Annotated in this window: 12 protein-coding genes; 8 read left to right on the top strand and 4 right to left on the bottom strand. The window is 61.8% G+C overall.

Features of this window, described 5'->3' with window-relative positions; all coding sequences use genetic code 11:
• Positions 1-11: 11 nt before the first annotated feature.
• The 7 genes from D892_RS45100 to D892_RS0113025 all read left to right on the top strand — a co-directional run bounded on the left by D892_RS45100 (position 12) and on the right by D892_RS0113025 (position 3397).
• The gene (locus D892_RS45100; RefSeq protein ID WP_084161050.1) at positions 12-287 is read left to right on the top strand and encodes a helix-turn-helix domain-containing protein; all 276 of its coding nucleotides are present in this window, start codon (positions 12-14) and stop codon (positions 285-287) included.
• Between the two features lie 148 nt (positions 288-435).
• A complete protein-coding gene (locus D892_RS43650; protein WP_024801663.1) occupies positions 436-750 on the top strand; it encodes a WXG100 family type VII secretion target in 315 nt (104 codons plus the stop codon).
• Positions 751-1047 (top strand): WXG100 family type VII secretion target, encoded by a 297-nt coding sequence (locus D892_RS0113045; RefSeq protein WP_024801662.1) that lies wholly within the window; start codon positions 751-753, stop codon positions 1045-1047.
• Positions 1044-2432, top strand: a complete 1389-nt coding sequence (locus D892_RS0113040) for a hypothetical protein (protein WP_024801661.1) — start codon at positions 1044-1046, stop codon at positions 2430-2432. Before D892_RS0113045 ends, D892_RS0113040 begins: the two co-directional genes overlap by 4 nt.
• The gene (locus D892_RS0113035) at positions 2429-2692 is read left to right on the top strand and encodes a hypothetical protein (RefSeq protein WP_024801660.1); all 264 of its coding nucleotides are present in this window, start codon (positions 2429-2431) and stop codon (positions 2690-2692) included. Before D892_RS0113040 ends, D892_RS0113035 begins: the two co-directional genes overlap by 4 nt.
• Before the next feature lie 4 nt (positions 2693-2696).
• The gene (locus D892_RS0113030; protein ID WP_024801659.1) at positions 2697-2975 is read left to right on the top strand and encodes a hypothetical protein; all 279 of its coding nucleotides are present in this window, start codon (positions 2697-2699) and stop codon (positions 2973-2975) included.
• Positions 2972-3397: a YbaB/EbfC family nucleoid-associated protein gene (locus D892_RS0113025; protein WP_024801658.1), complete on the top strand. Its 426-nt coding sequence runs from the start codon at positions 2972-2974 to the stop codon at positions 3395-3397. Before D892_RS0113030 ends, D892_RS0113025 begins: the two co-directional genes overlap by 4 nt.
• 87 nt (positions 3398-3484) lie before the next feature.
• Here the strand turns inward: D892_RS0113025 and D892_RS0113020 are convergent, their stop codons facing one another.
• From D892_RS0113020 to D892_RS0113010, 3 genes are all read right to left on the bottom strand, one after another.
• The gene (locus D892_RS0113020) at positions 3485-7660 is read right to left on the bottom strand and encodes a hypothetical protein (protein WP_024801657.1); all 4176 of its coding nucleotides are present in this window, start codon (positions 7658-7660) and stop codon (positions 3485-3487) included.
• Between the two features lie 113 nt (positions 7661-7773).
• Positions 7774-8181 (bottom strand): DUF6375 family protein, encoded by a 408-nt coding sequence (locus tag D892_RS0113015; RefSeq protein WP_024801656.1) that lies wholly within the window; start codon positions 8179-8181, stop codon positions 7774-7776.
• Positions 8178-9077, bottom strand: a complete 900-nt coding sequence (locus D892_RS0113010) for a radical SAM protein (protein ID WP_024801655.1) — start codon at positions 9075-9077, stop codon at positions 8178-8180. The genes D892_RS0113015 and D892_RS0113010 overlap by 4 nt, the downstream gene beginning before the upstream one ends.
• A gap of 509 nt (positions 9078-9586) precedes the next feature.
• Between D892_RS0113010 and D892_RS46630 the strand changes: the two genes are divergently transcribed.
• Entirely contained in the window at positions 9587-10381 is a 795-nt protein-coding gene (locus D892_RS46630; protein WP_156959494.1) for a hypothetical protein, read from the top strand.
• 56 nt (positions 10382-10437) lie between these two features.
• Here the strand turns inward: D892_RS46630 and D892_RS0113000 are convergent, their stop codons facing one another.
• Positions 10438-12051 (bottom strand): LacI family DNA-binding transcriptional regulator, encoded by a 1614-nt coding sequence (locus D892_RS0113000; RefSeq protein WP_024801653.1) that lies wholly within the window; start codon positions 12049-12051, stop codon positions 10438-10440.
• Positions 12052-12399 lie beyond the last annotated feature (348 nt).

Below are 12399 nucleotides of genomic sequence, written 5' to 3'. Positions count from 1 at the left end.
CTTGGCTCGATATGTCTGGCTCAGGCAGGCCTCCGCTCAACCCGACCGCTGCGGCGTTCGGGGAGCGGCTGCGTGCCCGGCGAAACGAACTTGGGTGGAGCCAGGAAACAGCCGCCCACGCCTGCGGTGTCCACTGGACCTATCTCGGTCAGGTCGAACGAGGCCGCCGGAGCCCGAGACTCGAAAACATCGTGAAGTTCGCGAGCGGACTGGCCACGACGCCCGGCAAGCTCATGGACGACCTCCCCGTCTCCGAGGACGAGAAAACCCAGACCAACGCCCCGTGAGGGGTATCTCCTCGATCAGGACTGAGCCCGCCGACGAAGTTATGCGTGGGCCTGTGGCATGCGACCCGGCGTCGATGGGAGAGGGCCCCACCTCGACGTGTACGTCGTCCTATAGTGCGAAGGAAGCCTGATCTACTGAGGGGGAGGTATGGCGGATCCTGTAGATGTCACACCGGAGGACGTCCACGCCGCGGCCGACTGGTTGGAGGCGTCGGCGCGGGAGTTCGGCACCGATCTCAGCAACTTGATGCGTGAGGTCCGGTCGTTCGTGGGCGGCGACTGGAACGGCCCAGCGGCCGGCACGCACAGCGAGGCGTGGGACGAGTGGGAGCAAGGCGCACGCCAGGTCGTCACCGGTCTCGAACACGATGCCGCGGCACTGCGCCAGGCCGCGAGCAGCTTCCGCAGCACCGAGCAGGGCAGCGCCGCCTCGATCACCGCGACCGGACCCGAGGCGGTGTAGATGAGCGGCAGCGACTTCCGTGTCGACCTAGCGGGGATGCAGTCGTTGGTCGACCAGGCCAGTGATCTCGAGAAGCGGATCGAGGACCGGCTCCGCGACATCCAGGCTCGCGTCGCCGAACTGCACATTGGTTGGTCCGGCCAGGCCGCCGAGGCACACCGCACCGCTAGCGCGGAATGGGCGACCGGGGCGGCCGAGATGAACACCGCGCTTGCGGAGCTGCGTGCCGCGCTCGAGCACGCACGAACCGTCTACACCCAAGCCGGGCACACGAACGTCGGGATGTGGCCGACATGACGACCCCGACCGTCCCGGTGATCGTTCATCGCGCCGAGGAATATCACTCTGCCGGTGAGGTTTTCGGGCAGATGTCCACCGATGCGGTGACAACGCATTCGTCCCTCGCGGCGGTGCTGATGGCGTACGCGGGCATGGCGGGCAGCGACAGCGTCGGCGCACAGTGGGCGGCCGCCTATGACGAGGCCGCTCAGCTCGCCATCTCGGCATCGTCGAAGCTGGCGACCTCGTGCGGGCAGACCCGGGACCTGATCGTGGTCGGCGCACACAACCACCAGGTGGCCGAGGCCGCGGCAGCGCATCGCGAGCTGCCCACGCCGCCGGCGCCGCCGCTGTCAGTCGATCCCTGCCTGCCAGAGAACACGCCGTCGGCGGCGGGAGACGGTGTCCCGGAGCCGTTCGGCTGGTCATTGATCAAGGACATGGTGGGGTTTGCCTGGCCGAACGGACACCAGGACCAGCTCAACGCCGCCCAAACCGCCTGGCACACCGCCGCGGCGGATTTCCGGACAATCGCCGGTCAGGTGCCGCGAGCGGTCGAACTGCTGAACAACCAGCAGTCCCCCGAGATCGGGGTCGCCGTGGACACCTGCCAGACCCGGCAGGCCGACCTCACCGCACTGGCCGATGCATGTCAGGTGCTGGGCGACGCGTGCGGGGAGTACGCCCACTACCTCGACGAGGCGCATCACCAGATCCTCGACGAGCTCAAAGCACTCGCCATCGAGACCGCCGCCGCGGAGGCCGCCTTCGCGGTGCTCGCACCGTTCACCGCTACCGCGTCGGAGTGGATCGGCAACACGGCGCTGGCCGGTCGGATCGCGATGAAGGCCCGGCGGGTCACCACGATCATCGCCGAACTCGCGGCGCGGGTGGCCAAGATTATCGCGGAGGCGGTGCGCCCACTGGTCGAGCGACTGAAACCGCTGCTCGAGAAGGTCCGCGTGTGGGTGGGAGCAGCACGCACGAAGTTCCTCGGCCACGGCATGCCCGCCAGCATGTATTCGCGCTCCGGTGCGTTGTCGAATCGCGAAGTCCTGGAAGGCAATATCGGCCTGCCGCGAACCATGGAAACCGTCGAACACTACGCGCAGCTGGCCGGCGTCGACCTGCGCGCCGCCAGGCTCGAGATCACCGAGGACGCGGACACGATCAGGTATCTCGACTTCCAGGAAGCGATCGCCCGCACCGACGACCTCGGCGTCCAGCTCGGACCGGCCGCATTCCAGGACGAGGAGACATTGGTCCGGACCCTGGCCCACGAGGCCGTGCATGTCCGACAGTACGCGGACGGCACCATAGGCTCGAGGACGGCCGCGTTGGAAAAAGAAGCCTACGACGCCGAAGACGGCTTCGTTGCCACCTGGCGGAGGAACACACAATGACAAACGCCATCTCACACCTCGTCGTCGAGCGAGTCGACGTCCTGCCGGGCCGGGCCGGGCGGATCTACGTCACCGGAGCCCTCTCCGGCGAGCCGGTCAGCATCGGCGACACCGTGTCCGTGCAGAACGGCGACGAGACAACCACCACGACGATCAAATCCATCGAGATCCACAGCCCACCGGGCAAGACAACCATCGTCCTCGACGCCGACCTCCGGCCAATCATCAACGCTGGCACCGTCATTCAGCGATGGGCGTGAAGCGGTGAGCGAATTCCACGTCAAAAGCCTGCTCCCGGCCAGCTTCCAACCGAACCCGTTCACCATCGGACGAGCCGTCAGTGATTTCTCTGTCGGCCAGCCGGTCGAGCTACGCAAGCTGGAAGGGACGGTCTATCGCGGAACCCTTGAATCCCTCGATTTTCATCAGTCCGCCCCGGGCAAGTATGCCCTCACCTTCTCCGCCGAGATTTCAGCGCAAGTTAAACCAGGCGACGTCATCTACTCCCTGCCCGTCGACGAAGGGATCGACTTACGGCGATGACCGACATCCAGGAATGGGAACAGCAACTCCAACAAGAACTCAACGAGATCCGCCGCAGCAGCCAGCAACTCGCCAAGGCCGTATCAGCGGTCCGGGGCCACGGCGAGATGCGCGGTGTCGCAATCGAGGTGAACGCCGACGGTGACATCACAGACCTGCAGATCGCTACCGGAGCCATGCGGTGGACCAACAGCCAGCTCACCACCGCCATCGTCGCCTGTCACCGCAAGGCACGGACCGAAGCCCGGAGCAAGATCAAACGGCTTGCGGCCAAGGCAGATCCGCGCGTCCGAGACCAACTACAGCATCTCCACAACGGTCGAGATCGACAGGAGGCTAACATCGGACCGAAGACCGAAGAGGAGATCCAAGCCGCAGACGACGAATACTTCGAACGCATGAACCGGGGCGGCTGGAAGTAGTGACAGTATTCTGAGCGCATGGCGACTGCTCGGCACGCGGCGTGATAGTGCTTTGCGTCCCGACTCGACCCACCTGAGCGTTGCAGTTCAATCCGCAACAATGCGGTGTGTGCGCCAAATATTCTTGCGGGACTGGTATACGGCTCGAATTCGCCCTGGTATGTCCCCCTCCAGCGATATCTGAGGTTGCCGTTCGCCCCAGCCAAAGGTGATCACTGCCCGACCTTGGGCGAATACTCGGAGTATGTCCTCGCGAATATACAATAGATGGCCCTGGAACCCTGCGGGCGCGGAGTAGCTTTTGGCTGCAGGTCGCCCATCAGCATCGACTTGGTCGAAGCTGGCGCTTGCAGCGCGTAGCCCTGACCATTGTGAGAGCCGTTGACTCGGCACGTAGGCGAACTGCTGATTTTCGGAACTGTGGTGAGCCTCCCAGGCGAATGAATGCGCGAGAGATTCATACTCAATCCTCCGGTATAAGGGCCATTCGTTTGCGGGGGTGTAGAGACTCTCATCGACGGACGCCTGGCTCTCGTCCACCTCTGCAATGTCGTCTGTCGGCTCATTTTTACCGGCCTCGTCAGTGTCGTAGAATCGCACGCTATCGATGTAGGGGTCTTCAAATTCATGTGGGTCGCTTTCGTTCCCCTCCCTGTCGCCACCGGGGTTGCCAGTGTGCGGAGGGGGGCCGGTACCGGCGATGTCGTCGCCGGATGTCACCATTCGCGAATGCCACGGAATCTCGCCAGCGAACAAGTAATATGCAGTTGGCAATTCTATAATGTCGCGGCCAGGGTGATCGACGGCCGACCACCACGCCAGTAGAGCATCTAGGACGTCGTGCTGGAGGGCTACCGTGTTAAACAATCCGAACACGCTCCTGCCGGTCTCGGCATCCTTGGCATTGAGTTCAGCGTGTACGAGGACCCACGGCCCCGCCGACCCGTCGAGGGTCTCGCAGTACAGGAGTTCGTCGGGAACCTCAACAATCCCATCTAGCATCCAATTGCGGTCATCATACGGTGTGGGCTTCGCCCATTTCGGAATCTGGATTGGCAGCACCGGCGACGGTTGCGGAAACGTCGGGTCGATATCGACCTCAAGCCAAGGAACATGTTCTCCGCGCGCGCCGAGCATTCCCGATGCAAGGTGGAACCCGATCCACCCGTACTTCTTGCCATACCGGTCTGTACGCCCCTTATCGCGATAATTTCGGCGCGAGCCGATGGAGGAGTCGATGGCCGAGAACTGCTCCTTTCGCCATCCCAGGTCATAGATAACTCCCAAAACGTGGTCGGTTACCTCAGCGTGCCCTGTGTGCTCGTAATCATAGTTGTTGCGGTCCTCGAAAAGGCGACCAAATGTGTAGTTACCGAAATCCATGTGAATGGTGGCGTCTACCTCTTCTCGTCGAACATCACCGTCGTGTAGAGGGGCGGGAAGAACGGCGTTCGCGAACTCGATCCCATCAGCCAATGCTGCGGGGACGGCACCGGGGTAGTGCGCGCGGGCGAACGCGACCGTACTTGCGAGATAGTAACGAGTCAGTCGGTGATAGGTAGGCGCAGTAGACTGTTGCCCAGTAACGATCGGAACCAGCCGGTGTAGATAGATTTTGAGATCGTCGCCGAACTCGGGTTCGAAATTCTGGTACGCCGTGGCGACCCCATAAGCGGCGGCGACCATCCGCTCAGCGATATACGCATCGTTCACCGTCAGTGCATTGAGGGCCAGCGCAAACACCCCTGAAGCGTCTCCACGTCCGTACCAGTACAATGCCGCAGTTGCAGCATCACGCAAGTCGCGGACCGTGCTGGTCAACATCCACATAAGCCACCGGGCCCGCAATCCATCAGCCTCGGTGCGGCCTGCGCGCTGTTGCCAACGCGCTGTCAGCGCATGAACATCACCCAGCATCACCTCCGCATTACTTCTTAGCCACTCAGACCACAACAGGTCGCGCTCCCCGACCGCCATCGGCCGCAGCAACGAATCGAGATAGTCAGCGTTCAACGGATGCGATACGACAGCACGCACCGATTGCATCCGGAACCAGAAGCCGTGCCGACCCGCCAAAGACACGAAGTTGTTTGTGAACGCCTCTATCGTGGCAGCATCCACAGCGGACGCACTCAGTTCGGTGGTTCGTTCCAGGGCAGCATCCATCAGCGGATCCTCAACCATCTGCCACAATTGCCCCAACCCGGCTTTTGGCAGAACGAACGTCAACGCGTCGAAGATATCGACCGCGAGCGGGTGCAATTTCTCACCGTCGCTGGCGAACCGTAATGTCATCTCAGGCGTCCGCAACGCATGCGCGAATCCGATGCCACCTGTGGATACCATCGCAGAGGCAATGATGTGACCTGCCAGAAGGTCGTAAACAATCGCAACTTTCATTTCACCAGCTGAGGACACTCTCGAATGAGCCGTACTATCGTGTACATACCCCTCCTCGGCTGGCTGACGAATGAGGATTCCTTCGTGTACAAGAGCCGCGAGAATGCTGTCCTCCCAACGTTCGTTGTCTGAAAACAGCTCGCGGACTCGGATCTCATTGACATCGCGCGACAGAGCTTCCCACATCTCGACGCCGAGGCGCTTGAGAGCCCTTGTGACGTCTTCGCTGCTGATATTGGTGTGCAGTTGGTCGATGCGTTGAGTCACGTCATGCAGGTACTCGTCGAACATTTCATTCAATGATCGAGGGAGGAGCGCCAGCCCGACTCGGTTCTCGCGACTCGGGTTCGCAACTGAGCAGAAGATGCGTAACGCTAGGGGCTGCCGGAGAAGCTCACGCGGAAGATCGGCGCCACTGGCGTCGATGTTGAAGAAGTCGAAATACTTCTGCGCAACCTCGTCGAGGTCTTCGGTAAACCCATTGAGCTCGATCAGGTCAGTGACCGTCGGCGGAATTGCGCCGGGCACGAAGGCCTCACGGATCGTACACACGACCAATACCGACGGGTACTTCTTCAACGTGATCTGCAGTTTTCGCAGAAGCGGCTCCCATGCACGCGGGCTTTCCGCTTCGTTAAGCGCATCGATGACCACCGGCAATCGGCATCGGGCGCGAGCGGCAGCAGCATCAACTGCAGCAAGGAGAGCCTCGAACGTCTCCACGGGCTGACCAGACCGTGTGACCTGCTTCGCCAACTTGTCTAGTTCGTCGCGGGCGCCCAGCCGACGCCCGTACAGCAAAACACCTGCCGGACGCGACTCCGTCGCAGCGGTGAGCTTCGCAGCGAGTTGCGTCTTCCCGTAACCGGCTTCACCAGTCACTACAGCGAGCTGAATCTGCAACTGGTCGAACACTTCTCGGGCAACAGCTGCGGCGCGACGAGTACGTGCCACAAGGTTAGTGCAGGGTAGGGAAGCTGGATGGTTCGCGGCCCGCAGACGCCGCAAGACCGGCGGCGTCTTCAGCGGTGACAGCGGGACGTCCACCTGGCCGAGCTCAAGCCAGCTGTGTTCACCACCGAGTGCCAAGTGCTCGTGCGCGGCGGCGAGGAGATCACGGATCGTCGTAGCGGTCACGAGGAGAGCGTCCAGCTCAGTTTGTATGCCGGCGGGCAACGGCCTCGCTGCGACCTCACGGTCGATGGCTTCGATCAGTTCTGAGATTTCGGTACCGACCGTATCCAAGTGCGCCCAAGCTTCCGGCTCAGCCAGCATCCGGCGCAGAGCCTGCTCGGCGTCCGTGCTCTGATGCACTTCGGGAAACCATCGTTCCCGCACCTCCTCCACCGCAGCCTGCCGCAACTCACCCAGACGGTGCGGTTCAAGGACGAGATCGCCGAAGTACGTATCACGTAGCAGCGCAGCCTCCCCGACCAGCAGGTTGGCGAGCTCGTCAGTGACCCAGTTGTCCAGCGAGAACCCAGGTGTCAGTCCGTCGTACCACGCCTGATCGGTCGGGGTCAGCGGCCGCCGCGTGCACAACACCCAATTGGTCAGATCTGGCAGATGCGTTTTCGTCTTGGCTTGGGAGTCCTCGACGTCTCTCCTGCGGGTCGCCCCGATTTGAGTCCCGGACCCGATCTCCCACCACTTCGTCTGCCAGCCGAACCATTGGCCAGCGTCACCAAGCGAGCAATCCCGCTCAAGTTTGAGATGAAACTCGACACCAGGCTGTTGAGCACGAGCTCTAAATATTCCGAACCTGCTGTAGTTCAGCCAAATGGCTCCTCGCCACAAAAGCTCGAAATTCGCACGGCTGTCACCCGGAAGGCGCTCGAACCGTTCCCAGTTCAATCCCGTCATCGGCCCTCACCGCAACCGAAGTGGCAAATCTAATGAAGGTGCCCAGGCATCCATAATTACAGAATCACCGGCCTTCGATCTGACCAGCGCACCGGCTTCAGAAGCATGCAGCCTCATGTGGGCCGACCATAACCGGTACCCTTGTGCTCGTGCGCAGAATACACCTCAAGCTTCGCGCCACGGTGGAGCAGCACTTTGACGAACGCAATGACTTCGACCTCATCGGTGATGATAACGACCTTATCCTGCTCGACCTTGACCTGAACGTCGTACAAGAACTGCTCAAGATCGGCGCACCCGAGACTGTTCACCTCCAGCTCGCGCAACAGCTGCCACATCTGTTCGCTGAACTCCTCTGGTGAGTCACTTACCTGCCTACCTGCCGCCTCATCAGCTTCGACTGCCTTGGTTAACCGATCGATGACGTCCTTCGCCGCCCGCGCTGACTTCGCGTCCTCGAATTGCCCGATCATAACCAAGTTCATCGAGTGCTCGGTCCCGTACCCGCTCCAGACCTTCATGCAACCTCCGTCATTGCGAGCCGTCCAAACGCTGCCAATACTCCGTCTTCGCCAACCTTCTGTCCAGCCTCCGAGTACGACGACGCATGAACAATGCCGCTGGCGTCGAGGTGCGCATACGACCTCAGCCCAGTTTCGTTCGGCAGAGCCACAGCCGTTGGCATGGATATCGCTGCGTCCTCGGAAATGGTTAGCGGTACCGAACCCGAGTACGACAGCACCCATGTCTCCAGCTGGTCCAAGACATCACGAGGCGCTCCCCGACCGATGGCAGTGGGTCGCTCAGGCAGCAAGAGCAGTTCAGCGGCCCCGTGCTCAGCTGCCAGATCCGCGACCGCAGTCAGCTGCCCAACAGTTTCAGCGTTCACGACACAGTTGAGCCCGAACGGAAAGCCCTCAGCGATAAGGTCCAGCCGCACGCGCAGTTCGGCGAAACTGCGACCGCGCAGCCGTTCGTAGGTGGCCCCAGTACCATCGACACTGATCCGCACGAAGTTCAGTGCATCCTTTAACCGTGAGACCAGGTCTGCGTTCCACTTGTGCCCGTGGGTCGTCATAGTGATGGCCAACCCAGTGTGTTCAGCGGCGTAGATACAGACGTCAGTAATGTGTCGGTACACGGTCGGTTCTCCACCACCAAATCCGATGCCGAGGGTGCCGGCGTCGTCGAGCTCGACTATCCACTCACATAGGCGCTTCGGGTCCAGGTGCGCGCGATGCTTCGGCGCGTAGCAGTATGCGCAGGTCAGGTCGCAGGCGTTCGTAACCGCGATCGACACCTGCCGCGGCGCCACCGACCATTGGCCTTCTGGGACCCTCACTTCATCGATAAGCACGTTCAGGCCGGTTGCGCGGTCGAACAAGTGAATGCCGTCAGGACCGAGTCGACACTTCACCCTGTTCGCCTTTCGTACCGCCACATCGGAACGGACACGCTCAGCCAGTCATCGTAATCCGTTGGTTCTCGCTGAGTCCGTCGATTCTCGCCATCCGGAGGCAACTCGGAATGATGGATGCTCAATCCTGCTGGAAATCTCGCCCTGGCGACTGTTCTGACGCAGCTGGCCCCATCGCTGGGATGGTGAACCCACACAGCAGGCCCCGGCGATACGCAGCCACCGGCATCTCAGAGCGAATCGCCTTCCCCAACCATGTTCGACCTTGTCAGATCCCGAAGCCACCAAAATTGGGCAGCGCACCCGAGCGTTGGGCGAGGCGGCCAACGGCATAGCCCCTTCGTCACGGCAAGGAAATTTCTGCGCTGCCGAATGCGCTGTAGGTGGCCAAGCCGACTGTCAGCTATGAGCCACCACCGGGCAAGGTCAGCCGGGGAGACCACAGGCACCACTCATCCGTGCCCAAAGCCTCTAGATTCGGCCTCTTTCAACCGCTATTTTGTTACGTCATGAAAAGCGCCTTCGCCAAGTTGTCAAGAGCGAGAAAGCATCTCGAAAACTTCGAAACGAGCCTTACGGACTACCGCGACAGCGATGCGATTCGCTTTGACGTCCGGCACAGAACGGACCCGCTTGACTCCCAGCAGGTGATCATCGAGTGCATCGCGAGACTGAAAGTCCCTCCACCCAGCGAGGATTGGGGACTCATGATCGGTGACATCCTCACCAACCTGCGCGGTGCCCTCGACCACGCTCTGTTCGGTCATATCGTTGCCCGACACCCAGGTCTCACCGAAGACGAACAGAGGTCTATTCAGTTCCCCGTCGTAGATGACCCGGCCAAATGGCCAATTCAGGAGAGAAAATACATCGACCCCTCGACCCCCTGGGTCGATCGGGCCGTCTGGAACGAGATTGCGGCAAATCAGCCGATGCATAGCAGCGATCCCAGCCATCAACAGCTGCACGTTCTTCACAGGCTGGTGGTGCTGGACAAGCACCGCACTATCCATGTCGTCGTTCATCGCGCTTCCGCGTCGCTGGATGAGAGCTATAACAATCTCACCGAGCTGCCCCAAGGTGGCCAACCGCTCATGGAAGGCGCCGTACTTGCCCGAGGCCGTGCCCTTCGCCCGCTGGCAGGCCCACCCCGACCAGAGCGAGGACGCGGGGGGACCGCGTACCTCGAACTACTGGAGGTCCCCGGTTACACACACGACCAAATGGGAGCACTCCGCACCATGCAAGGAATGGTCGACGTTACCGGCCGATTCCTTGACCGGCTGAAAGCCGCTGGCTGCTGAGCGATTCAAGTCGCCAGTTCGCCGATCGTTTGGCCTGATGCCATGGCGGATCGTGCTCAGGCGACGATGAACAGTGACCGCGCATATGCCCGGGCGTGCAGCAGCTCGTTCAGGACCCGGACGGGCGAGGTCGGGCACATCGCCAGCCGGGCATCCAGCGCTTCGAACCACTGAGCTGTCAGCATCTCGACGAGTTCGTCTCGCATGTCGTCGGTGACATGGGTGTAGTTGGCCTGTACCGATGCGTCCTCATGGCCGATCCTCTCGTCGATCAGCACGCGTGGGATGCGTGCTGCTTCAAGGTCGGTGCGGTGGCTGTGCCGGTTGCGGTGCGGGCGGCCGTCTGCGCAGATCACTGTCCAGCACGCGTCGGCCCGATTCCACACATTCGAACCTCGCACCGGGATGCCCTGTAGCTCATCGGATTTCACCGGTACTGGTCGGAGTGGCTGCCCTGCGTTGGCCGGATAGTGACCGGTGGTCGCCGGGATGTACACCCATTCTCGGAATGACGACCGGGACCAGTGTGGTGCTCGCTCACCGGGAGCGGGCGGCTGATAGCCGAGTTCGTCGGCTACAGCGAGGATTCTTGCCCGTGTCTCGTCCGACAGCCGCCCGTTGGACCCGAACGCTGCCTGAACAGTTCGGTCGGAGACACCGGCCTTCTTCGCCACGGCGGACTGTGTTGCGCCGTTCGGGTTACCGACGGCCCGTCGACGACGGTTTCCCGTGAACACATAACGATAACCATGGCATGGGCACGGCTGTGGTTGTGTCCGCGCTACTTGGTCGCTGAGCAGGTTCCACAGGAACAGTGGGAGGTCGATGTTCCTGTAGGACTCGTCCTTTGGAGGGATCCTGATCGGCTTGCTGTGTACCTCGGCCAGCTGCCATTCGACTTGTAGCAGCCGCCGACGGGGATGGCCGGTGTTGATTAGGTATCGCGTTTCGAGGCCGTGGATCTCGCCGGACCGCAACCCGGTCCACCGCTTCAGAATCTCCCATACGAACTCGTCGTCACGGCCGGACAGCAGGGCCATCCGCTCGGCCACGAGCAGCGCGTCGAGAGGAGACAACAGGAGCTGCGACGACGGACGGGCCCGCTTGCGGCTCGTCCGTCGGCCGCGGCCCCGCTTACGGGCGGCGGGGTTCTTACTGATCAGGTTGTCTTCGGTAACCGCGTCGTTCAGGATGAGAGACAAGCGTCCGCGCCAGAGCGTGATGCTCGACCGCATGTAGCCGGCGGCGCGTTTTTCTTTCTCCCACTCGGCGATGAGATCCGCGTCGATGTCCTTCAACGCGTATGGCCCGAACTTGGGTAGCAGGTGGCACTCGATGGCCGACTTGTAGCCGACCATCGTGGTCTCGACGAGATCCAGTCGCGTGTACCACTTTTGGACGTAGGTGGAGAACAGCATGCTGCCGGGGTCTTTGCGGCCCGGCATCGTGGTCACTCCCGAAGCGACCGCGGATGCGCCAGGCGAGAGCCCAGCTCCGCGCCGATGTTCAACCTCAGCGTGGTCCGCCGCCTGCACGGCAGCCCGCTTGCTCGGATACCTAACCGGCTTGCCTGCTTCATCGCGCAACGCGGCGTATTGGCCTGGGCCGATCGTGACGTGCGCGGTGTAGTAGGCGGTCCGCCCGCTGTAACGCTTCTTGGCGTGGGCCATGTCAGTCCACCGTCCGTCCCAGCCCGAAGCAACCTACCGGCAGCGCAAGGAGATACATCATGGGAAAGCTCTCAGCGTCGTGCGCTAGTCAGCGCAATGGGAAGAGGCACAGCACCAGCCGAATCAGGCTCGGCTGGTTGCCGAATCACGCCGATCTCGCCCTCCGACGCACCCCCTGCAGGCAGATACGCCTGACAGGATCTTCAGCAGAGTAACCAGTTGTGCTCTTGTGATGCAACTGGTTTCGCTGCAAGTGCCTCCCACCGCGACACGCCGACCGCGCGGCGCGCGGGGGAATTCTCCTGGCTAGCAAGCATTCAGCTAGGTACGGCTCCTACACCGTTGCAC

The sequence above is a fragment of the Nocardia sp. BMG51109 genome (genome assembly GCF_000526215.1).
GTDB lineage: Bacteria > Actinomycetota > Actinomycetes > Mycobacteriales > Mycobacteriaceae > Nocardia.
Note: the sequence above shows the minus strand (reverse complement) of the source record. Positions and strands in the feature narration are given on the sequence as shown.